Origin of the sequence: Amycolatopsis sp. NPDC006131, from assembly GCF_040614175.1 — a bacterium.
Classification (GTDB): Bacteria; Actinomycetota; Actinomycetes; order Mycobacteriales; family Pseudonocardiaceae; genus Amycolatopsis_E; species Amycolatopsis_E tucumanensis.
Genome location: NZ_JBEXTX010000017.1, coordinates 35,588 through 60,396 on the forward strand (window position 1 = coordinate 35,588; position 24,809 = coordinate 60,396).

23 protein-coding genes are annotated in these 24,809 nt (G+C 72.2%); 12 read left to right on the forward strand and 11 right to left on the reverse strand.

The features are described 5' to 3' along the window. The first annotated feature begins 10 nt into the window (after positions 1 to 10). Both ABZ215_RS12105 and ABZ215_RS12110 read left to right on the forward strand, forming a co-directional pair. On the forward strand, positions 11 to 2,515 hold the full coding sequence (locus ABZ215_RS12105; protein WP_354949498.1) for a glycosyltransferase: 2,505 nt from the start codon (positions 11 to 13) through the stop codon (positions 2,513 to 2,515). Continuing rightward, on the forward strand, positions 2,508 to 3,593 hold the full coding sequence (locus ABZ215_RS12110; protein WP_237339678.1) for a glycosyltransferase family 1 protein: 1,086 nt from the start codon (positions 2,508 to 2,510) through the stop codon (positions 3,591 to 3,593). The genes ABZ215_RS12105 and ABZ215_RS12110 overlap by 8 nt, the downstream gene beginning before the upstream one ends. A 284-nt stretch (positions 3,594 to 3,877) precedes the next feature. Here ABZ215_RS12110 and ABZ215_RS12115 read toward each other — a convergent pair whose 3' ends face one another. Then, complete coding sequence (locus ABZ215_RS12115) at positions 3,878 to 4,618, reverse strand: SDR family oxidoreductase (protein ID WP_354949499.1); 741 nt, start codon at positions 4,616 to 4,618, stop codon at positions 3,878 to 3,880. A gap of 74 nt (positions 4,619 to 4,692) precedes the next feature. Between ABZ215_RS12115 and ABZ215_RS12120 the strand changes: the two genes are divergently transcribed. Then, complete coding sequence (locus ABZ215_RS12120; protein WP_020420981.1) at positions 4,693 to 5,247, forward strand: TetR/AcrR family transcriptional regulator; 555 nt, start codon at positions 4,693 to 4,695, stop codon at positions 5,245 to 5,247. 6 nt (positions 5,248 to 5,253) lie between these two features. Here the strand turns inward: ABZ215_RS12120 and rfbD are convergent, their stop codons facing one another. Both rfbD and rfbB read right to left on the reverse strand, forming a co-directional pair. After that, positions 5,254 to 6,138: a dTDP-4-dehydrorhamnose reductase gene (rfbD, locus tag ABZ215_RS12125; RefSeq protein WP_354949533.1), complete on the reverse strand. Its 885-nt coding sequence runs from the start codon at positions 6,136 to 6,138 to the stop codon at positions 5,254 to 5,256. Positions 6,139 to 6,140: 2 nt separating this feature from the next. After that, positions 6,141 to 7,133, reverse strand: a complete 993-nt coding sequence (rfbB, locus tag ABZ215_RS12130; protein ID WP_354949500.1) for a dTDP-glucose 4,6-dehydratase — start codon at positions 7,131 to 7,133, stop codon at positions 6,141 to 6,143. A gap of 107 nt (positions 7,134 to 7,240) precedes the next feature. Between rfbB and ABZ215_RS12135 the strand changes: the two genes are divergently transcribed. The 6 genes from ABZ215_RS12135 (at position 7,241) to ABZ215_RS12160 (ending at position 11,906) form a co-directional block, all read left to right on the forward strand. Further along, the gene (locus ABZ215_RS12135; RefSeq protein WP_354714168.1) at positions 7,241 to 8,551 is read left to right on the forward strand and encodes an LCP family protein; all 1,311 of its coding nucleotides are present in this window, start codon (positions 7,241 to 7,243) and stop codon (positions 8,549 to 8,551) included. A 55-nt stretch (positions 8,552 to 8,606) separates the two neighbouring features. Continuing rightward, entirely contained in the window at positions 8,607 to 9,821 is a 1,215-nt protein-coding gene (locus ABZ215_RS12140; protein WP_020420985.1) for an LCP family protein, read from the forward strand. A gap of 92 nt (positions 9,822 to 9,913) precedes the next feature. Further along, positions 9,914 to 10,339, forward strand: a complete 426-nt coding sequence (locus ABZ215_RS12145; protein WP_354949501.1) for a hypothetical protein — start codon at positions 9,914 to 9,916, stop codon at positions 10,337 to 10,339. Beyond that, on the forward strand, positions 10,340 to 10,849 hold the full coding sequence (locus tag ABZ215_RS12150; RefSeq protein ID WP_354949502.1) for a SigE family RNA polymerase sigma factor: 510 nt from the start codon (positions 10,340 to 10,342) through the stop codon (positions 10,847 to 10,849). It abuts the gene before it with no gap. Between the two features lie 2 nt (positions 10,850 to 10,851). Further along, on the forward strand, positions 10,852 to 11,175 hold the full coding sequence (locus ABZ215_RS12155; protein ID WP_354949503.1) for a hypothetical protein: 324 nt from the start codon (positions 10,852 to 10,854) through the stop codon (positions 11,173 to 11,175). 32 nt (positions 11,176 to 11,207) lie between these two features. Further along, entirely contained in the window at positions 11,208 to 11,906 is a 699-nt protein-coding gene (locus tag ABZ215_RS12160; RefSeq protein ID WP_354949504.1) for a TIGR03089 family protein, read from the forward strand. Here the strand turns inward: ABZ215_RS12160 and ABZ215_RS12165 are convergent. Next, the gene (locus ABZ215_RS12165) at positions 11,903 to 12,331 is read right to left on the reverse strand and encodes a DoxX family protein (RefSeq protein ID WP_354949505.1); all 429 of its coding nucleotides are present in this window, start codon (positions 12,329 to 12,331) and stop codon (positions 11,903 to 11,905) included. The genes ABZ215_RS12160 and ABZ215_RS12165 overlap by 4 nt on opposite strands. 217 nt (positions 12,332 to 12,548) lie before the next feature. Then, a complete protein-coding gene (locus ABZ215_RS12170; RefSeq protein WP_354949506.1) occupies positions 12,549 to 13,718 on the reverse strand; it encodes an acyl-CoA dehydrogenase family protein in 1,170 nt (389 codons plus the stop codon). Between the two features lie 97 nt (positions 13,719 to 13,815). On the opposite strand from ABZ215_RS12170, the gene ABZ215_RS12175 reads away from it, so the two are divergent. Further along, on the forward strand, positions 13,816 to 15,477 hold the full coding sequence (locus ABZ215_RS12175; protein WP_354949507.1) for an AMP-binding protein: 1,662 nt from the start codon (positions 13,816 to 13,818) through the stop codon (positions 15,475 to 15,477). Here the strand turns inward: ABZ215_RS12175 and ABZ215_RS12180 are convergent. Beyond that, the gene (locus ABZ215_RS12180) at positions 15,474 to 16,508 is read right to left on the reverse strand and encodes a F420-dependent hydroxymycolic acid dehydrogenase (protein ID WP_354714157.1); all 1,035 of its coding nucleotides are present in this window, start codon (positions 16,506 to 16,508) and stop codon (positions 15,474 to 15,476) included. The genes ABZ215_RS12175 and ABZ215_RS12180 overlap by 4 nt on opposite strands. Before the next feature lie 99 nt (positions 16,509 to 16,607). On the opposite strand from ABZ215_RS12180, the gene ABZ215_RS12185 reads away from it, so the two are divergent. Further along, complete coding sequence (locus ABZ215_RS12185) at positions 16,608 to 17,276, forward strand: cutinase family protein (RefSeq protein WP_354949508.1); 669 nt, start codon at positions 16,608 to 16,610, stop codon at positions 17,274 to 17,276. 175 nt (positions 17,277 to 17,451) lie between these two features. Here the strand turns inward: ABZ215_RS12185 and purE are convergent, their stop codons facing one another. From purE to ABZ215_RS12210, 5 genes are read right to left on the reverse strand one after another with little or no spacing between them, the layout of a single operon-like run. Beyond that, positions 17,452 to 17,931: a 5-(carboxyamino)imidazole ribonucleotide mutase gene (purE, locus tag ABZ215_RS12190; RefSeq protein WP_039791803.1), complete on the reverse strand. Its 480-nt coding sequence runs from the start codon at positions 17,929 to 17,931 to the stop codon at positions 17,452 to 17,454. Between the two features lie 32 nt (positions 17,932 to 17,963). Then, entirely contained in the window at positions 17,964 to 19,145 is a 1,182-nt protein-coding gene (locus ABZ215_RS12195; protein ID WP_354949509.1) for a 5-(carboxyamino)imidazole ribonucleotide synthase, read from the reverse strand. Positions 19,146 to 19,152: 7 nt separating this feature from the next. Next, positions 19,153 to 20,295 (reverse strand): glycosyltransferase 87 family protein, encoded by a 1,143-nt coding sequence (locus tag ABZ215_RS12200; RefSeq protein ID WP_237338777.1) that lies wholly within the window; start codon positions 20,293 to 20,295, stop codon positions 19,153 to 19,155. Further along, positions 20,270 to 21,601 (reverse strand): glycosyltransferase 87 family protein, encoded by a 1,332-nt coding sequence (locus tag ABZ215_RS12205; protein WP_020420999.1) that lies wholly within the window; start codon positions 21,599 to 21,601, stop codon positions 20,270 to 20,272. The genes ABZ215_RS12200 and ABZ215_RS12205 overlap by 26 nt, the downstream gene beginning before the upstream one ends. 42 nt (positions 21,602 to 21,643) lie before the next feature. Continuing rightward, entirely contained in the window at positions 21,644 to 22,453 is an 810-nt protein-coding gene (locus ABZ215_RS12210) for a GGDEF domain-containing protein (RefSeq protein WP_235716240.1), read from the reverse strand. Positions 22,454 to 22,633: 180 nt separating this feature from the next. On the opposite strand from ABZ215_RS12210, the gene ABZ215_RS12215 reads away from it, so the two are divergent. After that, positions 22,634 to 24,775, forward strand: a complete 2,142-nt coding sequence (locus tag ABZ215_RS12215; RefSeq protein WP_354949510.1) for a sigma-70 family RNA polymerase sigma factor — start codon at positions 22,634 to 22,636, stop codon at positions 24,773 to 24,775. Positions 24,776 to 24,809 lie beyond the last annotated feature (34 nt).

A 24,809-nucleotide genomic window follows, 5' to 3' on the forward strand; every position in this document is an offset into this window, starting at 1 on the left:
AGGTCGGGCGTTGGTCCAGGGGGACACACCACTGCCGCTGGTCTCGGTGATCTTGGTGAACTACCGGGGCGCGGAGCACACGATCGCCTGCCTGCGCGCCCTGCGCGAGGACCTCGACTACCCGGAGCTCGAGGTGCTGGTCGTCGACAACGCCTCGGGCGGTGACGACGTCGCGCGCATCAAGGCCGCGGCCGGCGACGCGCGGGTGATCGAGTCCGGCGCCAACGCCGGCTTCGCGGGCGGCTGCAACCTCGGCGCCCGGCACGCCCGCGGCAGCGTGCTCGCGTTCCTCAACAACGACGCCCGCCCGGACGCCGCGTGGGCGAAGGCGGCGGTCGACGTGCTGCGCGCCGAGCCGACGGTCGCCGCCGTGGCCAGCAAGGTCCTGGACTGGGACGGCACCGGCGTGGACTTCGTGGACGCCGGCCTGACCTGGTTCGGCATGGGCTACAAGCGGCACGCCGGCGGTCCGCTGGCCGACGTCGCGCCCGGCGAGCACGACGTCGCCAAGGACGTGTTGTTCGCCACCGGCTCGGCGATGTTCGTGCGCGCCGAGGTGTTCCATGCGCTCGGCGGGTTCGACGAGCGCTTCTTCATGTTCTACGAGGACGTCGACCTGGGCTGGCGGCTCAACCTGCGCGGCTGGCGCGTGCGGTACGTGCCGGAGTCGGTGGCCTACCACCGCCACCACGGCACAATGTCCGAAGTGGACGCCCCGGACACCGGCCGGGAGACGTTCTTGTTGGAGCGCAACGCTCTCGCGGCCCTCTACAAGAACCTCTCCGACGAGACGCTCGCGAAGGTGCTGCCCGCCGCGCTGGCGCTGGCCGTGCGCCGCGCCACCGCCCGGGGCGAGCTGGACCCCACGCAGCTGGACCTCGCCAAGGCCGGCCCGGTCGAGACCGCGCCGGTGGCGATCCCGCGCACCACGCTCGCCGGGGTGCTGGCCATCGACCAGTTCGTCGAGCTGCTGCCGTCGCTGGCCGAGTCGCGCGCCGCCGAGCAGGCCGCGCGCGTGCGCACCGACGCGGACCTGATCCCGCTCATGCGCAAGGCGATGGAGCCGGCCTATCCCCTGCCGCGTTACCTGGACGCGCACGACATCCTGGCCGACGTCTTCGGCATCGAGGCCGTGTTCGGGCAGCGCCGCAAGGTCCTGGTGATCACCGGCGACGCGATCACCGACCGCATGGCGGGCCCGGCGATCCGCGCGTGGAACATCGCCACCGTGCTCTCCGCCGAGCACGACGTGCGCCTGGTCACGGTCAACCCGCTGGCCGCGCCGCCGCCCGCGCCGTTCCCGGTGAGCGCGGCGAAGAAGCGGGACCTGACCGAGCCGGTCGAGTGGGCGGACATCGTGATCCTCCAGGGTCACGTGCTGGAAATGGCGCCCGCGCTGAAGGCGCAGGACTCCAGCAAGATCGTGGTCTGCGACCTGTACGACCCGATGCACCTGGAGCTGCTGGAGCAGGGCAAGAGCGCGCCGGACGACCGTCGTGCCGCCGATCTGGCCGGGGTGACGCGGGTGCTGGACGCGCAGCTGCTGCGCGGTGACTTCTTCCTGTGCGCGTCGGAGCGGCAGCGGCTGTTCTGGCTGGGGCACCTGGCCGCGCTGGGCCGCCTGTCGCCGCGGCTGTACGACGCGGACCCGACCACGCAGTCGCTGCTGTCGGTCGTCCCGTTCGGCCTGTCGCCGGAGCCGCCGGTGCGCACCGGTCCCGGCCTGCGGGCGACGCTGGACATCGACGGCGCCGACCGGGTCGTCCTGTGGGCGGGTGGCGTCTACAGCTGGTTCGACCCGCTGACGCTGGTGCACGCCATCGACCGGCTGCGGCAACGGCGGCCGGACGTGAAGCTGGTGTTCCTCGGGATGAAGCACCCGAACCCCGAGGTCGCCGAGATGGACATCGGCGCGCGCACGATCCACCTGGCCGACCGGCTCGGGCTGACCGACAAGCACGTCTACTTCAACGAGCAGTGGGTGCCCTTCGGCGAGCGGCAGAACTGGCTGCTCGACGCGAACTGCGGCGTGACGACGCACTACGAGCACGTGGAGACCACGTTCGCGTTCCGCACCCGCGTGCTGGACTACCTGTGGGCGGGGCTGCCGATCGTGACCACGGACGGCGACGCGTTCGCCGACCTGGTCCGCGACGAGAAGCTCGGTGTCGTGGTGCCCGCCGAGGACGTGGACGCGCTGGCCGACGCGCTGGAGCGGGTGCTGTACGACGAGGACTTCGCCGCCGAGTGCCGCGCGCGGATCGAGGTCGTGGCGCAGCGGTTCGCGTGGCCGACGGCGCTGGCTCCGCTGGTGGAGTTCTGCCGCGACCCGCGCCCGGCGGCGGACCGGCTGATCGGCTCGGCTCCGCTGACCGCGGAGGTACCGCCGCGTGGTGCGGAGGCGGTGCGGCGGGATCTGGCTCTGGTGAAGGAGTACCTCGCCGACGGCGGCCCGAAGGAGCTGGCGCGGCGGGTCGCGGGCCGGGTGCGGAAGGTAGCCCGCCGTCGTGGCTGAGCGAGCGCTCCGGGTCCTGCTGGACGGCACCCCGTTGCTGGGTGACCGGACCGGCATCGGGCGCTACACGGCGTCACTGGCCGAAGAGCTCGCTTCGATGTCCGATGTGGACATGCGTGCGGTGGCGTTCACCTTGCGTGGCTGGCGGCGGTTGCGTTACGTGCTGCCGCACGGCGCGCGGGCGCGGGGCATGCCGGTCGCCGCGCGGATGCTGCGCAAGGCGTGGCTGCGGTCGACGTTCCCGCCGATCGAGCTGTTCGCCGGCCGCGCGGACGTGGTGCACGGGACGAACTTCGTGCTGCCCGGCGCGGTGCGGGCCGCGGGCGTCCTGACCATTCATGATCTGGCGTTCCTGGACGCGCCCGGCGAGTTGCCGCCCAGCGACCGCGAACTGCCGGAGCTGGTGCGCCGTGGCGCCGCCCGCGCCGACGTGATCTGCACGCCGACGGCCGCGGTGGCGGACGCGGTGGCGACCCGGCTCGACGTGGACCGCGACAAGGTCGTGGTGACGCCGCTCGGGGTGGACGCGGCGTGGTTCACCGGCCGCCCGCCGGACGAGCCGATGCGCGAACGCCTCGGGCTGCCGGAGCGGTACCTGTTGTTCGTCGGCGCGGCCGGCCCGCGCAAGGGCATGGACTGGTTGTTGAAGGCCCACGCCGCGGCCGAAGACCTGCCGCCGCTGGTGTTTTCCGGCCCGGGTCCCGCGCCCGGCACGCCCCGCAGCCGCCGCCTCGGCTACCTGTCCGAACGGGACCTGCACAACGTGATGGCCGGGGCGGCCGCGCTGGTGCTCCCGTCCCGGGACGAGGGGTTCGGCCTGCCCGTGCTGGAGGCGCTGGCCTCGGACGTGCCCGTGGTGTGCTCGGACATTCCCGCGCTGAGGGAGATCTCGGGCGGCTTCGCGCGGTTCGCACCGTACGGCGAGGTGGACGCCCTGATCACCGCGCTGCGCGAGGCCGTGGCGGAGGCCCCGCTGGCGTCGAGGTCCGTGGAGCGACGCGCCCACGCGGCGAGCTTCACCTGGCGCCGCACGGCGGAGACCACGCTGGCGGCCTACCGCCAAGCCACCCAGCGCTAGCGCAGAGCGCCGAACACACCCCGAGCTGGGTGGTCATCCCGTCGCCTGACACGCAACGATCACCTTGAGCCAGGGCCGCAACCCAGGCCGCCACCCGCAGGCCGACCATGCCAACCTTGCGGCCCTGGCTCAAGGTGATATGCACAAACCGGAAGGCGACGGGATGACCACCCAGCGACCACCTCGCCAAGGCAAGACGAGGCACCCAACCCCTGGTCATCCCGGAGCCTGCCCGTCCGGCGAGGACATCCCTTGATCTTTAAAGGCGCCATCCGGCCCAACCATCACCCCTGCCGTGAAGGCCGAATCACCAACTCCCCGATCTCCACGTCCTCCGGCTGCTCGATCGCGAACGCGACCGCCCGCGCCACGGCCTCCGGGTCGATCCCCAGCTCGGCCATGGCCTGCCGCGCAGCCTCCCGCTGGTCCGGATCGGCGACGTTGTCGACGAGCTCCGTCCGCACGTACCCCGGTGAAATCGCGGTCGTCCGCACCACTCCGTCGGTCGACTCCTGCCGCAACGCCTCCAGCACCGTGCGCACCGCGTTCTTGGTGCCCGCGTACACCGCCTGTGTCGGCACGATCTTCAGCCCCGACGTGGACACCGTGGTGACGAAGTGCCCCCGCCCCTGGCTTCGGAAGACCGGCATCGCGGCGGCGATCCCGTACAGGACGCCCCGCACGTTGACGTCGATCATCGCGTCCCAGGCGTCCACCTCCAGGTCGGCCACCGGGGCCAAGCTGGCGATCCCGGCGTTGCTCACCAGCACGTCGAGCCGCCCGAACCGGTCCACCGCCAGCCCCACCAGCTCCGCGAGGTCGCCCCGCCTGGTGACGTCGACCTCCAGCATCTCCGCCCGACCGCCGGCGTCCCGGATCCGCTCCACCAGCGATGCGAGCCGCTCGCCCCGCCGCGCTCCCAGCACGACCGCCGCCCCGCGGTCCGCCAATTCGATGGCCGTCGCCGCTCCGATACCGCTGCTGGCACCGGTGATGGCGACGACCTTGCCGTCCACTCCGCTCATCGCACAACTCCCACTAAGCTGACAACTGTCCGTTTAACTGTACCGGACAGTTGTCCGCTTGAGGAGGTAGTCCCGTGGGAAGCCGTGAGCGCAGGTCGGACGCGGTCGCCAACCGCGACCGCATCGTCCAGGCCGCGCGGGCCGAACTGAGCGGTTCCGAGAGCGGCGAGCTGAAACTGCACGCGGTCGCCAAGGCCGCCGGCGTCGGCCAGGGCACCCTCTACCGGCACTTCCCGACCCGCGAGCACCTGCTGGCCGAGGTGTACCGGCACGAACTCACCCAGCTCGTGGACGCCGTGGCGCCGCTGCTGGCCGAGCACGCCCCGCTCGAAGCGCTGACGCTCTGGATGCAGCGGCTGATCGAGTACGCGCGGGTCAAGCGCGGCGTCATGGCGGCGATCGAGGCGTCGGCGTGGCAGGACCTCTACGCGGACCAGCACCACCGGCTCGACGACGCGCTCGGCACGGTGCTCGACCGCGGCAAGGCCGCAGGCGAGGTGCGTGCGGAGGTCGACGCCGCGGACGTCATCCTCCTGCTGGGCGCCCTGTCGCGGGTGCCGGAGGCGGAGTGGGACGCGCGGGCGCACAAGATCGTCGCGGTGATCGTCGACGGTCTGCGTCCGCGCTGAGGCCGGCTACTTCCCGGCGAGGTAGTCGTGCAGCGCCTCGCGCCACGGGCGCAGCGGCGTGAGCCCCGCCTGCCGCCACGCCTCGTTGGACAGCACGGAGTACGGCGGCCGCGGCGCGGGCCGGGGGAATTCCGCCGTCGTGCAGGGCTTCACCCGCTCCGGATCGGCGCCGAGTTCCTCGAAGACCGCCCGCGCGAAGCCGTACCAGGTGGTCTCCCCGGAGTTCGTGCAGTGCAGCACCCGCCGCTGGGGCGCACGCCCGCTCACCACCGCCCGGCCCAGGTCCAGCAAGCCCGCGGCCAGATCGGCGGACGAGGTCGGCGACCCACGCTGATCGTCCACAACGGACACGGTGTCGCGCTCACCTTCCAGGCGGCGCATGGTTTCCACGAAGTTCGCCCCGCCCGCGCCGTACACCCACGCGGTGCGCACCACCCAGGCCCGCGCCCCCGAACCGAGCACGGCGTCCTCACCGGCCGCCTTGGTCCGGCCGTACGCGCTGCGCGGGCCCAGCGGGTCCTCCGGCTCGTAGGGCCGGGACGAGTCGCCGGGGAAGACGTAATCGGTGGACACGTGGATCAGCGGTACCCGCCGGGACGAGCAGGCCGCGGCGAGCACCCGGGCGCCGTCCGCGTTGATCCGGAACGCCCGCGACTCGTCGGTCTCCGCGGCGTCGACCGCCGTGTAGGCCGCCGCGTTGATCACCAGCGGGCTGCGCCCGGCTTCCGCCGCCTCGGCGGCGAGCGCGTTCACCGCGGCGATCACCGAACCGGCGCTCGTCACGTCCAGGTCGGCCGAGGACGGCGCGACCACGCGCACGTCGGACGAGGCGAGCGCGGACAGGGCGCTGCCGAGCTGCCCCGTTCCGCCGGGCACCAGCACACTGAGCATCGTCACTTCCCCACCAGCGCGGCGCGCCGCTTCAACGGCTCCCACCACGCCCGATTGTCGGCGTACCAGCGCACCGTATCCGCCAGACCCGCGTCGAAGGAAACCTTCGGCGCGTATCCGAGCTCGCTGCTGATCTTGGTGATGTCCACGGAGTACCGCCGGTCGTGGCCCTTGCGGTCGGCGACCTGCTCGACCCGCTCCCAGCCGACCCCGACCGCGGCCAGCAGTCGCTCGGTCAGCTCACGGTTGGTCAACTCGGTGCCACCGCCGATGTTGTAGATCTCCCCCGGACGGCCGCCATCGGCCACCAGCTGGATGCCCGCGCAGTGATCGTCCACGTGCAACCAGTCACGGACGTTCAGCCCGTCGCCGTACAGCGGGACCGTGTGGCCGTCCAACAAGTTGGTAACGAAAAGCGGGATGACCTTCTCCGGGAACTGGTACGGCCCGTAGTTGTTCGAACACCGGGTCACGCACACGGGAAGCCCGTGCGTCCGGAAGTAGGACCGCGCGATCAGATCGGAGGACGCCTTCGACGCCGAGTACGGCGAATTCGGCTCCAGCACGTGGTCTTCCGACCACGATCCGCTCTCGATCGAGCCGTACACCTCGTCCGTCGAGACGTGCACGAACTTGTCCACCCCGGCGTCCAGCGCGGCCTGCAACAGGGTCTGCGTGCCCAGCACGTTGGTCAGCACGAAGTCGGCGGAGCCGAGGATGGAGCGGTCCACATGCGACTCGGCGGCGAAGTGGACGACCAGCCCGACGTCTTGCATGACGTCGGCGACCACCTGCGCGTCGGTGATGTCGCCGCGCACGAACCGCAGCCGCGGCGAGTCCGCCACCGGCGCGAGGTTCGCTTCGTTGCCCGCGTAGGTGAGCTTGTCGAGCACCACCACCTCGGCGTCGGCCAGCGCCGGGTACGCGCCGGAGAGCACCTGCCGGACGTAGTGCGAGCCGATGAAACCCGCGCCCCCGGTCACCAGGACCCGCATCGCCTTCTCCTCCTCAAGATCGTCACGGACCAGCCCACGACCGCTTCACTCACCCGAACAGTAATCTGGACGCATTCACTCGGGTCGGGGGCTGGGAGGGAGCGAGTGTGACCGACGGGCTTACCACCCGCCTGGACGCCGCGGACGAGGTCACGTGGCCCGCGCGGCCCATCCCGTCTCCCAGACGGCGGCGCAACCGTATCGCGATCGTCGCGCGCCGGGGCGGCAAACTCGTGGTCGCGCTCGTGTCGGTCGCGGTGCTCACCGTCACCTGGTACGGCTGGCAGTTCATCGGCGACCCGAACTCGGGCCTGTCCACCACCCAGGTCTTCGACGACGAGGAGCTGCACGCGGTCCCGCTCGACGGCGCGGTGGACATCCTGCTGGTCGGCATGGACAGCCGCACCGACGCGCAGGGCAACCCGCTGCCGCGCGAGGTGCTGGACATGCTGCACGCCGGCGAGTCCGACGGCGAGAAGCAGACCGACACCATGATCCTCGTGCACATCCCGCAGGACGGGCGCCGCGCGGTGGCGATCTCGTTCCCGCGCGACTCGTGGGTCGAGCTGGCGGGCGGGTTCGGCAAGCACAAGCTCAACGGCGCGTTCGTCTACGCCTACAACGATCGGTTCAAGGAGCTCCAGCAGCAGGGCGCCGACCTGAAGTCAGCCGACGAGCAGGCCAAGGTCGCCGGCCGCAAGAACCTGATCGCCACGCTGGAGACGTTCATCGGCAAGCCGGGCATGATCGACCGCTACGCCGAGGTGAACCTCGCGAGCTTCTACGAGGTGACGAAGGCCCTCGGCGGCGTCGAGGTGTGCCTGAAGGCGCCCGTGCGGGAGCGCAAGTCCGGCGTCGACCTGCCCGCCGGGCGGCAGACCGTGGAAGGCGTGCAGGCGCTGGCGTTCGTGCGGCAGCGCTACGACCTGCCGGGCGGCGACCTGGACCGCATCGGGCGGCAGCAGGCTTTCCTGTCCGGGCTGGCCCGCAAGATGCTCTCCCGCGACGTGCTGGCCAACCCCGGCAAGCTCTCCGACGTGATCACGGCCGTGAAGAAGTCCGTCGTGCTGTCGGACAACTGGGACCTGCCGGAGTTCGCGGCCCAGATGCGCGGGCTCAACGGCGGCAACATCGAGTTCCGCACCATCCCGGTGGTCGGCAACGCGGTCATCGGCGGCGCGGACGTCGTGCGGGTCGACCCGCAGGCCGTGCACGCGTTCGTCGACCAGCTCACGTCCGACGGCAGCGAGCGGACGTCCTCCTCGGTCGCGCCCACGTCGTCGGCGTCCAGCAAGCCGCCCACCTCGAGCCGCCGGGCGAGCTCGTCCGCGGCGCCGCCGCCCAGCTCACCGGCCCTGACCTCGTCCTCCCCCGCGCCGCCGCCCATCACGGCGGGCGACGTGCCCTGTGTGAACTGACGTCCCGGTGCCTTAACCTGGTCCCCAGGGGCTGATGAGGGGGGAGACCACGGGGATGGACGACGACGAGCCGAAACCGACGCCGTTCCCGCGGTCGACGGCCCCGGCCGACGAGCCGCGAGCCGAGCAGGCCCCGCGCCGCCGTCGCCACCCGTTCCGGGCCACCGGGAAGACGCTGATCGCGCTCGTGTCGGTGTTCGCGCTGGCAGCGACCGGGTACGCGTGGGCGACCTACCACGAGGTGCAGGGCAACGTGCACACCACGGACGCCCTCGACCTGCCGGACGACAAGCCGGCGCCGCCCGCGGACGACGGCGCGGACGACATCCTGCTGGTCGGCGCGGACGCCCGGACGGACATGCAGGGCAACGCGCTGCCGCTGCAGGTGCTCAAGACGCTGCGCACCGAGCAGACCAGCGGCGTCAACACCGACACGGTCATCATCGTGCGGCTCCCGAAGAACGGCGCGAAGCCGTACGCGGTGTCGATCCCGCGGGACACCTGGATAGACGTGCCGCGCGGCGGCCAGGGCAAGATCAACTCGGTGTACGGCGTCGCGAAGCAGGCGAAGGCCGACGAACTGCGGCGCTCGGGCAGGCGCGACGCGGCCGGGGTCGAGCGCGACTCCGACCAGGCCGGGCGGCAGGCGCTGGTGCAGGCCGTGCAGGACTTCACCCAGGTGCGGGTCGACCACTACGCGGAGGTCAACCTGCTCGGGTTCTACCTGATCACCGAGGCCCTCGGCGGCGTCGAGGTGTGCCTGAACCACGCCACCGAGGACAAGGACTCCGGCGCCGACTTCCGGGCCGGGGTGCAGACCGTGTCCGGCGGCGAGGCGTTGTCGTTCGTGCGGCAGCGGAAGAACCTGCCGCGCGGGGACCTGGACCGGATCGTGCGGCAGCAGGCGTTCCTGTCCTCGGCGCTGCACAAGGTGCTGTCGGCCGGGGTGCTGGCGAACCCCGGCACGCTCGGCGAGCTGACCGACGCGCTGCACCGGTCGCTGGTGCTCGACCCGGATTTCGACCTGCTGCAGTTCGCGGACAAGGCCAAGGGCCTGGCCTCCGGGGACGTCACGTTCACGACCATCCCGGTGGTCAGGATCGACGGCCGCAGCCCCGACGGCGAGCAGAGCATCGTGGAGGTCGACCCGGTCGCGGTGCGGCAGTTCTTCGCGGGCCTGGCCGGGCGGAGCGCCGGATCGGGCGGCGGGGCGTCATCGGGCGCGGCCGCGGTGCAGGCGGTGCCCGCCGGCGTGACGTGTGTGAACTGATCACCGGATCGGTGCAACCGAACGGACCGCAGACCGCATGAGTGAGGGCAGAGACGCCGCCACCGGGGTGGCGTCGCCTGCCGAGGAGACTCATGCGCATCCGAACCGTGGTGGCCGGCGCCATCGCCGCAGGCGCGGCACTGCTGGGTGGTTCACTGGCGGTGGCCGCGGCCACCGCCGACACGCCGCAGCCCGTTCCGGCCAGTCCGTCGCCTGCCGCCGGGACCACGCAGCTCACGACCAAGCCGGGCACGCCGGAACCGGCGCCGCCGGCGCTGACCACGCCAGGGGACCTGCCGACGGCCGCTCCGGGGACCGAGCGGCCCACCGCCGCGCCCGTCCCGCCCACGACGAGGCCGGCCCCGGTGACCGAGCAGCCCACCGCCCAGCCGGCGCCGGTGGCCGAGCAGCCCACCACCCAGCCGGCGCCGGTGGCCAAGCAGCCCACGAACCCGGGCGGCCCGCCGCGGCACACGACCAAGCCGGCCCCCACGGTGGTCCCGACGGCCGCGCCGTAGGTGAGCCGCTCGTCCGCACCGTGGGACGGCGAGTTCAGCGCGTACTTCGCCCGCAGCGCCCGCGCCCTGCGCACCACCGCCTACCTGCTGTGCCACGACTGGCACCGGGCGGAGGACCTGGCGCAGGCCGCGCTGCTCAAGCTGTACCTCGCCTGGCCGCGGCTGTCCCACCACGACGCGCTGGACGCCTACGCCCGGCGCGTCGTGGTGCGCACCTTCCTCGCGGAGAACCGGCGCGTCCGGTTCCGGCGTGAGCACCTGACGGACGCCCCGCCGGAACCGCTGTCGCCCGAGCCCGACGTGGAGCAGAGCGTCGTCCTGGCCGACGCGCTTGCGGCGGTCCCGCCGAGGCAGCGCGCGGTGCTGGTCCTGCGCTACTTCAACGACCTCTCGGTCGACGAGACCGCCCGGACGCTGCGCTGCTCCGCGGGCACGGTGAAGAGCCAGGCCGCCCGTGGGCTGGCCACCCTCCGGCAGCACCTGCCGGCGTTTCCCATGGAGGGGAGGTGAACATGCGCGACGACGACATCCGGGCCCTGTTCCGCGAGGTCGGTGACGGACCGCCGGTGATCTTCGACGCCGGCGACGTGATCAGCCGGGGGTCGCGGATCCGCGCCCGCAGACGCGCGGCGGCGATCGTGGCGAGCGCCGTGGGCAGCGCCGCGATCGTGGTGGGCGTGGTGGTCGCGGCCTACGGCACCGGACCCGGCGAACCGGTCCGGCCCGCGGACCCGGTGGTGCGGGCCGTCACGCCGAGCACAGTGCCGCCCCCGGCCGTCACGCACCCGACCACGCCGTCACCGGACGCTTCACCTCGCGCGACCACCCGGCCGTGATCGGGGGCGGTCCGGGAGGCAGAATCGGCGGCGTGAGCCTGACCGACGCGTTGTTCCGCCCCCTGCTCGCGCAGCCGGGGAAGCCGCTGATCACCCACTACGACGACGCGGCGGGCACCCGGGTCGAACTGTCGGTGGCGACCACCGCGAACTGGGCGGCGAAGACGGCGAACTGGCTGGTCGAGGAGTTCGACGTGGAGCCGGGCGACCCGGTGGCCGTGGTGCTGCCCGCGCACTGGCAGACGGCGGGCGTGCTGCTGGGCGCGTGGTGGTGCGGCGCGGAGGTGGTCGCGTCGCCGGCCGGGGCGCGGGTGGCGTTCGTGGCGCCGGGCGGTTCGGGCGCGGGGGCCGAGTCGACGGCGGTGGTGGCGCTGGACCCGATGGGCCGCGGGCTGACCGCGCCGGTGCCGGGCGCGCTGGACTACCTCAACGAGGCGCGCGCGTACGGCGACGACTTCAGCCCGATGATCCCGATCGCCGGTGACACCCCGGCGCTCGCCGGGTCCACTGTGGACGAGGTGCTGGCGGAGGCGCGTTCCCGGGCAGGCGCACTGGGTTCCGGCGCGCGCGTGCTGTCCACTGTGGAGTGGAGCGTGCCGGAGGGTGTGCTGGGCGGCCTGCTGACCCCGTTGTCAGCGGGCGCCCACCTAGTGCAGATCTCCAATTCGGACGCGTCGAAGCTGGACGACCGCAGGGCCGCCGAGCGGACGACGGTCGACCTGCTCGCTTAGGCGGTCTGCAGTTCGGCCTTGCGGGCCCGGCGCCGCCCGACGAGCAGGTGGTCGAGCGAGAGGCGCCCGCCGTTGAACCCGAGCGCGAGGGCGGCCGCGCCGAGGACGAGCACGAGTTCGTAGCCGCCCTGGCCGGTCAGGCCCGCGTCGAGGTGCACCCAGAAGATCGCGCCGACCATGTCCACGGCGAACAGCACCCCCAGCACGGGCAGCGCGGCGCCGAGGATGAACGCGACCGCGCCGACGGTCTCGACGACGATGAGGAAGAGCGCGGACAGGGTGGGCAGCGGCACGCCGATGCCGCTCATCATGTTCGTGACCCCGTCCAGGCCGGTGTCCCACTTCTGCAGGCCGTGCGCGAGGAAGACCACACCCACCGCCACCCGGCCGATCAACAACGCCACGTCCTTGACCCGGTCGTACATCGCAGCTCCCCATTCTGGTTGAAGTTTCAACTAGTGGGGTCGACGGTACCGGAAGCAGGTGAGCAACTTGTGAAAAACCCACATTCTGGACATGAACGCGTGAGCAGGCGCACATGGCGGACAAGCCGGCCGAGGCGCTCCTAGCACCACGAAAAGGCCACAAAAAAAACGCGGCGCCCGAGCCAACGCCCGGACGCCGCGCCAAAAACCCCGGGAATCAGCCCTTCAACAGAGCCCGCGCCATCACCATGCGCTGGATCTGGTTCGTGCCCTCGTAGATCTGCGTGATCTTCGCGTCGCGCATCATGCGTTCCACCGGGAAGTCGCGGGTGTAGCCGGCGCCGCCGAAGAGCTGCACCGCGTCCGTCGTCACCGACATCGCCACGTCCGAGGCGTAGGACTTCGCCGCCGAGGCCATGAATCCAGCACGCGCGTCGCCGCGTTCGGTGGCTGCCGCGGAGGCGTACACGAGGTGCCGGGCGGCCTCGATCTTCGTGCCCATGTCCGCCAGCATGAACTGCACGCCCTGGAACTCACCGATCGCCTTACCGAACTGCTTGCGCTCCTTCACGTACGCAACCGCCGCGTCCAGAGCGCCCTGCGCGATGCCCAGCGCCTGCGCCCCGATCGTCGGGCGCGTGTGGTCCAGCGTGCGCAGCGCCGTCTTCAGCCCGGTGCCCGGCTCGCCGATAATCCGGTCCGCCGGGATCGTGCAGTTCTCGAAGTAGATCTCCCGCGTCGGCGAACCCTTGATGCCAAGCTTCTTCTCCTTGGGGCCGACCGAGAAGCCCGGGTCGTCCTTGTGCACCACGAACGCCGAAATCCCGTTCGACTTCTTCGGCGCGTCCGGGTCGGTCACCGCCATCACCGTGTACCACGTCGACTCGCCGGCGTTGGTGATCCACGCCTTCGTCCCGTTCAGCACCCAGTGGTCACCGTCCAGCCGTGCCCGCGTGCGCATCGACGCGGTGTCCGAACCGGCCTCCCGCTCCGACAACCCGTACGACGCCGTCGCGCCGGCCGCGATCTCCGGCAGCACCAGCTTCTTCAGCTCATCCGACGCCGACAGGATGATCGGCTGCGTCCCCAGCTTGTTCACCGCCGGGATCAGCGACGCCGACGCATCGACCCGCGCGACCTCCTCGATCACGATGCACGCCGCGATCGCGTCCGCACCCTGCCCCTCGTACTCGTCGGGGATGTGCACCGCGTTGAAGCCCGAGGCGTTCAGCGCCCGCAGAGCCTCGACCGGGTACCGCTCCTGTTCGTCCACCTCGGCGGCGTAAGGTGCGATCTCCTTCTCCGCCAGCGCACGCACGGCAGCACGCAGCTCCTCGTGCTCCTCGGCCAGCTGGTAGAGGCCCGGGGTCTCCGACACCTTCGTCACCTTTCCTCGCACGGGTAAGAAGTCCGCCGTCCATGTTAGTAGTCGTTCACCAGCCGGAATTGTGTTCTGGGCCGCACCTTCGCCCTATGGTGGGGTGATGCCGATCACTGCTGCTGGGTCATGGCCGCCCCACTTCCCGAGATCGCTGGAGTACCCCGACGTCCCCGCCGGGTCCATCCTGGCCGGCGCCGCGAAGCGCTACGGCGACCGAACCGCGTTCACCCACCACGACCGCTCCCTCACCTACGCCCAGACCTACGGCGCCGCGTGCCGGTTCGCCAACGCGCTCCGGTCCCGGGGCATCGGGCCGGGCGCGACCGTCGCCATCCACCTGCCCAACTGCCTCCCCTACCCGATCGCCTACTACGGGATCCTGCTCGCCGGCGCGACCTTCACCCCGGCGAACCCGCTGCTGCCGCCCGCGGACCTCGCCCACCAGCTCGCCGACTCCGGCGCCGTCGCCGTGGTCACGCTCGGCAAGGTCGCTCCGGTCCTCACCGCGGTGCGCGCGCAGACCGCCGTCGAGCTGGTCGTGGTCGTCGCGCCGGACGACCTCGCCGACGACCAGGTGGAGTTCCAGGCGTTCCTCGCCGACCAGCCGGACACCCGCCCCGAGCTGGACATCGACACCCGGACCCACCTCGCGCACCTCTCCTACACCGGCGGCACGACCGGCCGGTCGAAGGGCGTGCGGCTGCCGCACCGCAACGTCGTGGTCAACACACTGCAGTACGCCTGCTGGGGCACCGGCTCGCTGCCGGCGCTGGACGACGACGGCGACCTCACCCTCGACCAGATCGGCAGCCCGGACGAGTGGCCGACCCGGCTGGGCACCGGCTCGGGCATCAACCTCACGCCGTGGTTCCACGCGATGGGCACGATCGGCGGGCTCAACGTCCCGGTGATGAGCGGCGGGTCCACCACGCTGCACGACCGCTTCGACCCGGTCGCCTACCTCGCCGACGCCGAACGCCTGCGGGTCACCTCGATCGGCGGCGCGCCCGCCCTGTTCGCGGCCCTGCTGGCCAGCCCGGACCTGGCCACGCGCGACCTGTCGAGCGTGCGGGGCATCAGCTCCGGCGCCGCGCCGCTGCCGCACGAGATGCTGAAGGCGCTGGCCGCGCGGTTCCCGGACGCGGTGATCAGCGAGGGCTACGGCCTCACCGAGGTCACCATGGGCGCCACGATCAACCCGGCGTTCCGGTCCGGCCTGCGCAAGCAGGGATCGGTGGGCGTGCCGGTGTTCGACACCGAGGTCAAGATCGTGCCGCTGGAGGGCGGCGAGGACCCGGTGCCCGAGGGCGAGCAGGGCGAGGTGTGCATCCGCGGGCCGCAGGTGATGGCGGGCTACCACAACCGGCCCGACGAGACCGCCGCCGTGCTGGTGGACGGCTGGCTGCACACCGGCGACATCGGCGTGCTGGACAAGGACGGCTACCTGTCCATTGTGGACCGCAAGAAGGACATGCTGCTGTACAAGGGGTACAACGTGTACCCGCGCGAGCTGGAGGAGCTGCTCATCGCGCACCCCGGCGTCGCGGCGGCGGCCGTCGTCGGGCGCAAGCAGGACGACGTCGGCGAGCTGCCGGTGGCCTTCGTCGTGCGGGCGGCGGAGAACGTGACCGAGGCGGAGATCCTGTCCGCGGTCAACGACAACGTCCTGCCCTACAAGCGGATCCGGGAGCTGCGGTTCGTCGACGAGATCCCGGTGTCGGCGGCGGGCAAGATCCTCAAGCGCGAGCTGCGGCAGCAGCTCTAGAGCACCGGCAGGACCCGGGCGCGGTAGAACTCGATCGCCACGCCCGGGTCCTCCTGCGGGAAGTGCAGGAACGGCGTCACGCCCGCGTCGAGCAGCTTCCGCACCGCGGCGACGTGCACCGCCGGATCGGTGCCCACCGCCCAGCGGCCTGCCACCTCCGCCAGCGGCGTCGCCTGGGCGGCCTCCTGGATCGCCTCCGGATTGGGCAGGTCGGCCGGGTTGACCGTGAACCGCCACCGCTGCGCGGCCAGGTCGATCTCACGCTGGTCGCCGACCACCGCGAACAGCTCCGCCCACTTCGGCATCGTGTCCGGGTTCTTCCCCGCCGCCCGCGCGCCGGCCGCGAACGCGTCCCGCAGCGCCGGGTCGAGGGAGGCCCCGGCCTGGGTGATCCAGCCGTCGCCGTACTGGCCGGCCAGCCGCGCGCTCTTCGGGCCCTGCGCGGCCACGTACACCGGCGGCGGTTTCGACGGCAGGTCGTACAGCTTGAGCTGGTCGGTCGAGAAGAACCGGCCGCGGAAGGTGACCCGCTCCCCCGTCCACAACCGCCGGATCAGCGTGATCGCCTCGACCAGCCGGTCGTGCCGCTCGGCGTAGCGGCCGTACTGGCCGGTGCCCGCCTGCTCGTTGACCGCCTCGCCGGTGCCGAGCCCGAGGAACGTCCGTCCCGGCGCCAGCAGTTCGAGGGAGGCAAACGCTTGCGCGACCTCGGTGGGGTGGTGCCGGTAGCTCGGGCAGGTCACGCCGGAGCCGAACGTGACCCGCCGCGTGCGCTCGCCGACCAGGGCGAGCGTGAGCCACGGGAACATCGAGTGCCCCTGGTTGTCCTGCCACGGCTGCAGGTGGTCGCTGGCCCAGACGAACGCGAAGCCCGCCGCCTCCGCCTGCCGCGCGAAGTCCAGCAGCCGGGCTGTCGGAAACTGCTCGTGCGACAGCACCAGCCCGACGGGTGCTCGCGCCGCGGGCGGCTCGACCCGGACGAACCCGGCGGATGCGGCGAACATGCCCAGCGTGCGGCGCGAGAACTCCATGATCGCCGGGTACCCGCCGGAAACCGGACCGACCGGGAGTTCACCGACACTGGTGATTTCACCGATGCCCTGCCAACACGATGGCGGGACACTCGGTGAATGGTCCACAACAGACTTCGCAAACTGACCCTGCTCGCCTGCGCCGTCGTCGGGCTGGCCGGCACCGCGACGGTCGGCACCGCGTCCGCCGCCACCAGCGCGGCCGCGTGCTCCGACCTGGAGATCGTCTTCGCCCGCGGCAGCGGCGAGGCGCCCGGCCTCGGCATCACCGGCACGCCGCTGGTGTCCGACGTGAAGTCGGCGCTGTCCTCGGCGTCAGTGTCGTCCTACGCGGTCGACTACGCCGCGAGCTACGACCAGACCAGCGCCGGCCCCGGCGCCACCGACATGAGCAACCACATCAAGTCCACCGCGGCCGCGTGCCCGGACACCAAGTTCGCGATCGGCGGCTACTCGCAGGGCGCGAGCGTCACCGACATCGCGATCGGCATCCGGACCTACCTCGGCACCGGGCAGACCATCCCCACCGAGCTGGCGCCGCGAGTGGTCGCGGTGATCGCGTTCGGCAACCCGCTCGGCCTGTACGGGCAGACGATCAAGACGGCCAGCCCGACCTACGGCCCGAAGTCACTGGAGTTCTGCAACCGCGGCGACAACGTCTGCGGCGGCACGGGCACCGGACCGGGCTACGGCCACCTGAGCTACGCCCGGGACGGCAGCGTCGACCAGGCGGCGGCCTTCATCGCGAAGCAGTACAACGCGAGCTAGGACCAACTACTCCACGGCAGCACCGCTTTCACCACCCACGCAGCCGGCACCGCCGCGGGTTCTCAGGAGCCCCCTCGCGAGGACAGCGCCGACGTGGTGAACCGGCGTTCATGAGGAGGCGATCCCACAGCGAGGGGGCTTCTGAGGTTCCGCCACCCGCAGCGTCCCGCAAATTTCATTTCTGCGAGGGGAGCTTCTCCTGGAGCTTGGCGTCCTTGTCGAGGACCAGCTGTTCGAGGTCGGCCTGGAAGGCGGCCATCTTCTCCCGCAGCGCCGGGTCCTGCGCGGCCAGGATCCGCACGGCCAGCAGCCCGGCGTTGCGGGCGCCGCCGATCGAGACCGTCGCCACCGGCACGCCGGCCGGCATCTGCACGATCGACAGCAGCGAGTCCATGCCGTCCAGGTACTTCAGCGGGACCGGCACGCCGATCACCGGCAGCACTGTCGCCGAGGCGACCATGCCGGGCAGGTGCGCGGCTCCCCCGGCGCCGGCGATGATCACCTTGATGCCGCGGTCCGCCGCGCTGCGCGCGTAGTCGAGCATCCGCTGCGGGGTCCGGTGCGCGGAGTACACGCCGACCTCGTAGGACACGCCGAACTCGTCCAGCGCCGTCCCGGCCGCTTCGAGCACGGGCCAGTCGGAGTCGCTGCCCATGATCACGCCGACGTCGGTCACGCGTCTTCCTCTCAGTGGATGTCGTAGCCGTCGGGCCATTCGGCGTGCGACAGCCAGTGCGCGGCCAGCTTGGCGCGGGTCCGCAGGTTGTCCAGGTCGCCGCCGACGAAGTTGACGTGCCCGAGCTTGCGGCCGGGCCGCTCGCCCTTGCCGTAGAGGTGCACGCGCGCGTCCGGGAAGCGCGCGAACAGGTGGTGCAGCCGCTCGTCGGGCGCCATCCGCGGCGTTTCCGGCGCGCCGAGGACGTTGGCCATCACCGTCGGCGCGATCAGGTCGGTCACGCCCAGTGGGTAGTCCAGGACCGCGCGCACGTGCTGCTCGAACTGCGAGGTGGCCGAGCCGTCCATCGTCCAGTGGCCGGAGTTGTGCGGCCGCATCGCCAGCTCGTTGATCAACAGGCCGCCGTCGGTCTCGAACAGCTCGACCGCCAGGATGCCGACCACGTTCAGCTCGTTCGCCAGCCGCAGCGCCAGCTCCTGCGCCTCGTGCACCTGCCGCGAGGTCAGGCCCGGCGCGGGCGCCAGCACCTCGGTGTTGATGCCGTTGTCCTGCACCGTCTCCACGACCGGCCAGGCCGCGCCCTGCCCGAACGGCGAGCGGGCGACCAGCGCGGACAACTCCCGCTTCATGGCGACGCGCTGCTCGACCAGCAGCTCGGTGCCCGCGGCGAGCAGCTCGGGCACCAGCGTGCGCGCCTCGGCGTCGGACTCGACCATCCACACGCCACGGCCGTCGTAGCCGCCGGTGGCCGCCTTCAGCACGACCGGCCAGCCGTGCTCGGCGCCGAACTTGAGGAGGTCCTCCACTTCGGACACCTCGGCGTACGGCGGGCACGGGAAGCCGGTGGCCGACAGGTGGTCGCGCATCACCAGCTTGTTCTGCGCGAACGCCAGCGCGTCCGGCCCCGGCCGCACCGTGAAGCCCTCGTTGACCAGCGCGAACAGGTGCTCCCACGGGACGTGCTCGTGGTCGAAGGTGACCACGTCGACGGTCTTGGCGAACTCGCGCAGCGCGTCGAGGTCGGTGTGGTGACCGATCTGGACCTGCCCGGCGACCAGGCCGGCGGCGTCGTTCTCGTCGATCGCGAGGACCCGGAGCGACTGTCCCAGCGAAATCGCGGCCTGATGTGTCATCCGGGCGAGCTGGCCGCCGCCCACCATCCCGACGACCGGGAGACCTGTGCGCTTGTCCATAACGGCTCTAGATTACGGCGAGACGCAGCTCACGGGCCGCCAGCCCGAGGATTCCCAGCGCGGCGGCCAGCACGTACGCGTTGCCGGGCACGAACAGCTCCGGCCCCCACCCGAACTCGGTGTCGCCGCCGTTGGGCACCAGCATCACCACGCAGCTGGCGAAGAACGCGGCCACCAGGCCCGCCCACACCCAGCGCGCCTTCGACGCGAGCAGCACGATCAGCGGCACCGCCCACACCCAGTGGTGCGACCACGACACCGGCGAGACCAGCAGCCCCAAGAACGCGGTCACCAGCAGCGCGGCCAGCGTCTCGCCACGCCGGTGCAGCCGCCGGACCAGCCACACCGCGGGCACCGCGAGCACCGCCCCGACGCCCAGCGCGACCGCCGTCGACCAGGACGCCTCGTGCGAGAGCCGGTTCACCAGCCCGCCGAGCGACTGGTTGAAGATCCAGGACACCCCGCCGACGCGGTGCGGGTCGAACGCGGCCTCGGCCCAGTACCGCGCGGCGTCGCCGGGCATCAGCACGAACATCACGGCCTGGAGCCCGGCGAACGTGGCCAGCGCACGCAGGCCGTCGCGCCACCGGCCGGTGACGAACAGGTGCGCCACGAAGATCAGCGGCGTCAGCTTCACCGCGGCCGCGACGCCGATCAGCACGCCGGACCAGCGCGAGCCGGCCAGCACCAGCACGTCGACCACGACCAGCGCGAGCAACACCAGGTTGATCTGGCCGAGGAAGATCGTCTTCCAGACCGGCTCCAGCGCCAGCGCCCCCACCGTCAGCCCGGCGACCGCCCAGCCACGGAACCGCCCGCTCACGCGGACCACCACGGCGAGCGACAACACCGACGTCGCGGCCAGCACGCCCCAGGTCAGTCCGCTGGGCAGCGCGGTGAGCGGGACGAACAGCAACGCCGCCGCGGGCGGGTAGGTGAACGGCAGCGACACCCACGACGGCAGCGTGGTCAGCCGCTCCGGGGTGTAGACCGCGTCGCCCTGCAGGAAGGTCAGCGCGCCGGCGCGGTAGACCGCGCTGTCCGCGCCCAGGTGCCAGCCCGCGAGCCAGACGGCCACCCCGGCCGCGAACGCGCCCAGGACGAGGACGCCGACGAGTGCGGGCTCAGCCCGGGACCGCAACGTCGTCACGCGCCCGCTCCCGCCGGCGCTGGAGTGCCCAACGCGTCACCAGCACCACCGTCAGGACCAGCGGCGTGAGGATGTAGGCGTTGCCGAGCACGGTCTGCCAGAACTTCCAGTGCAGCTCGATGTTGCGCCCGTTGGGCAGCGCCAGCAGCACGCAGCTGATGAACACCGCGACCACCGCGCCGGTGGCGACCCAGCGCTTCCACGCGTTCGCGAGCGTGGCCTGCGGCAGCCGGGACACCAGCAGCACGATCAGCGGCACGGCCCAGACCCAGTGGTGCGACCACGAAATCGGCGAGGCCAGCAGCCCGAAGAACGCGGTGACCAGCAGGGCCGCCAGCGCCTGCCCGCGGCGGTGGAACCGCAGCATCAGCCACACGGCCGGGATCGCCAGCAGCGCCGCGACGCCGAGCGCCGCCTTCGACGCCCACGGCGCGAGGTCGGTGAGCCGGTTCATCAGGCCGTTCAGCGACTGGTTGCCCGCCCAGTGCACCGGGCCGATGCGGCCGGTGTCGGAGATCGTCTTGGTCCAGTAGCGGATCGTGTCGCCCGGGATCAGCGCCAGCATCAGCAGCTGCAGGCCGAGGAACACGCCGAACGCGCGGAACGCCTCGCGGCGGCGGCCGGTCAGGAACAGGTGCGCGACGAACACCAGCGGCGTCAGCTTCACCGCCGAGGCGATGCCGACCAGCACCCCGCCCCAGCGGGAATTGCGGGTGGTGATCACGAGGACGTCGAGCACGACGACGGCCATCAGGATCAGGTTGATCTGGCCGAGGAAGATCGTCCGCCAGACCGGCTCGAGACCGAGCATGACCAGCGAGAACAGCAGCGTCGCGCGGGCCGGCGAGGACCACCAGCGGCGGACGGCGGGCGGGGTCGGCAGCGAGCCGATCGCCACCCGCACCACGAGCGCCATCGCCAGCACCGAGATCGCGGTCAGCACACCCCAGGCGATCTGGACCGGCAGGATCGCCAGCGGCACGAACAGCAGCGCGGCCGTCGGCGGGTAGGTGAACGGCAGCAGCGCCCACCACGGCTCGGGCGGCAGGGTGTTCGCGTCGTAGAGCGGTTCGCCGTGCAGGAGCGTGATCGCCCCCGCCCGGTACACCGCGCTGTCCACGCCGAGCCGCCAGTCGAGCAGCCAGCCGACGACACCGAAGACGAGCGCGAGCAGCGGGACGAGCGACAGCAGCAGGATCGAACGCGGCCGCACCGACAACCGGGCGAGCGAGGTCCGCAGAGCCAGGCGCGGGTGCGCCGGCTCGCTGAGCGGTTCGCCGCCTGCGGCGGGCACTGACTGGGTCACCCTTTCAGGAAATCACGAATCGGCCAATCGTTGGCGACAGGGTCAGGTTCGTGCGAGTCGCTGCAGCAGGTCGCACGCGGAATCGTGCGTCGCGGGCAGCCGGACCAGCTTGATCTTCGGCGGGCTGACCGATTCCAGCTGGTCGTCGACCGACAGGCGCTCGTGCAGCTCGCGCCGCAGCATCACGGCCTTCGCGGCGATCCGTCCGTCGCGCGGGACCGCGGCGGCGACCGTCGACGGCCCCAGCTTCGCGATGCTCTCGCCGCCGTCGAACACCACCCGCAGCGCCTCGGCGATCAGGATCATCGCGGTGAGCCGCGACCAGCCGGTCACGCCGGACAGGTCGACCGAGACGACCAGCAGCGTGTGGTCCTCGGACACCTGGTGGGCCGGCCGCCCGTACAGCTCGCGCAGCCGGGTCCGCAGGTAGGACGCGGTGGGCAGGCCGGTGAGCGGGTCGATGACCTCGGTGGTGGCGAGCTTGTCCATCGCGACCTCGGCCCACGCGAGCGCCGCCACCCGCAGTAGCCGGGACGGCAGCGCGTCCACGTCCGGGCTCACCAGACCACCTGAATCCCCCGGCGGGGTGATCACGGCGTGCAACGCCGCCAGATCCGCGAGCGTCTCGGCCAGCCCCGCACCCGCCGCGGCCCGCGCCCTGGCCAGGCCCGCGATCGGGATCTCCGCCGTGCCCCTGCGCAGCAACGCCGCGCACACCGTGTCGACCTCCGGCAACGCCCAGTCGCTGGGGAAACGCCAACCCGCGGCCAGGCTCGCGGACCGCCAGCGCGCCCGCAGCTCAGCCAGGGATCGGCCGTCGCCGCCGGGCTCCGGTTCGAGCCGCAAACCCATGGCCGGCACGTCCACTGGCAACCGTCCTCTCGTCCCGCGACCGCTGTTCCGGTGAAGTGACGATCCACGCGGCGGGTCGTGACGGAATTACACCGTGCGGGTCAATAGGGCGAGGTGTTGCGTGACGAGGCCGGGCCGGTCAGTCACACTGATCGCGCAACACTGGGGATAAGGAGAGCGGTGTCCACCCTTCCGGCCGATTTCGAGGGCAAGAGCGACGCGGAGTTGATCACCGACGTCCGCACCGGCACCCTGGCCGCCTACGGCACGCTCTACGAACGGCACGTGGGTGCGGCCTACAACCTGGCGCGTCAGCTCGCGCGGTCCAACGCCGAGGCCGACGACCTGGTATCCGACGCGTTCGCGAAGGTCCTCGACACGCTGCGGGGCGGCAAGGGCCCGGACAGCGCCTTCCGCGCCTACCTGCTCACCGCGCTGCGGCACACCGCCTACGACAAGACCCGCAAGGACAAGCGCGTCGACCTCAACGAGGACATGACGACGGTCGGCGCGGAGGCGCTGACCGTCCAGTTCTCCGACACCGCCGTCGCCGGCCTGGAGCGGACGATGGCGGCCAAGGCGTTCGCGTCCCTGCCCGAGCGCTGGCAGGCGGTGCTGTGGCACACCGAGATCGAGCAGCAGAGCCCGGCGGAGGTCGCGCCGCTGCTGGGCCTGACGCCGAACGGGGTGTCCGCGCTCGCCTACCGCGCCCGCGAGGGCCTGCGACAGGCCTACCTGCAGGTCCACCTGGCCGAGACGTCCGCCGAGAAGTGCCGCGCCTGCGCCGAGCGGCTGGGCGCGTGGACCCGCGACGGCCTGTCGAAACGGGAACGCGCCCAGGTTGAGGCGCACCTGGACGAGTGCGACGACTGCCGCGCGCTGGCTGCCGAACTAGCCGAGGTCAACGGCGCGCTGCGGGCGATCATCGCGCCGATCGTCCTCGGCGGGGCGGCACTCGGCTACCTCGCGACCGCGGGCAAGGCGACGGCCGCGACCGTGGCGACCGCGGGCGCCGCGGCCGGGTCGGCCGGTGGGGCGGCTTCGCTCGCCGCCGCCGGGCCGCGGCAGTTCGTCGGCGTCGGCGTCGCCGGGACGGCGGTGGCCGCCGCGGTCGCCGCCGCGCTGGCCGCGGGTGGCGGCACGCAGGAAATCCCGGCGGCCGCGTCGGCTCCGGCGCCACCGCCCGCCGTCGCGCCGGCCCAGCCACCGGCGCCCCCCGCTGCTCCGCCCGCCGCGCCGCCCGCGCCGGCCCTCGAGCCGGCACCCGCGCCGGTCGTGCCCCCGGCCCCCGCGCCCGCGCCGACCCCGGCGCCGCCGCCACCGCCGCCCGCCGGGCCCGCGAACATCACCGCCGAAGGCCCGGCCTCGGCACTCGAACTGGAACCGGGCGGGGACGCGGTCGCCCTGCCGATCACGGTGCGCAACAGCGGCGCCTCGGTGTCCGAACCGGTCGCGGCGACGCTGAACCTGCCGCCCGGCATCAGCGTCGTGCCTGCCGGTGGCGGTGGTGGTGGCGCCGGCGGTTACGCCGCGCAGGCCGCCGCCGGGCCGTTGCTGGTGAACTGCCCGCCGGGCGAGGGCACGGTCACCTGCACCACGCCGCGCGGGCTGCAGCCCGGTGAGACCGCGGTGCTGACGTTCCTGCTGAAGGCGGACCGGACGGCGTCCTCGGGGCAGGTGACCGGGACGGTGAACGCGGGCGCGAACATCCGCCTGTCGGTCAACGTGCCGGTGGCGATCGCCGAGCTGCCGGACGACCTGGCCCTGGAAGCAACGGCCCTGTGGAGCGGCCAGCCCGCGTGGGGCCGGTCCGCGTGGCTGTCCGTCGACGTGGTCAACAAGGGCGAGAACACCAAGCCCGTCACCCTCTCGATCGACACCGACGCGCGGCTGATCCTGGGCAACTTCCGGGCGGCGTGCGACAGCGGCCCGACAACCACCTGCACCAGCCTGAACGCGCTCCAGCCCGGTGAGCACCTGCGGCTGTGGTTCGAGCTGGACCGGCCGAAGAAGGAGTCCCGGACCGTCACCGTCTCGGCGACGCTGGGCCGCGCCCACGCCTCGCGGACCGTCACGTTCGACTGCTGGTTGCCGCACTGCGGGGTGCCGGGGCTCGCCCCGACCAGCACGACGGTGACGCCGTCGTCGAAGCCCGCGACGACGACCGACCCGTCCACGAGCGGATCGACGACCACGACGACGTCGAGCAGCACGACGACGGTTTCGCCGACGACCCCGTCGACCACGACGACCACCTCGACGACCAAGGACCACGGGCGGCCGTGGTGGTGGTTGCCGTGGATCCCGTACCCGCCGAAATGAATGGGATGAAACCGGCTCTCGCGGCCGCCTGACG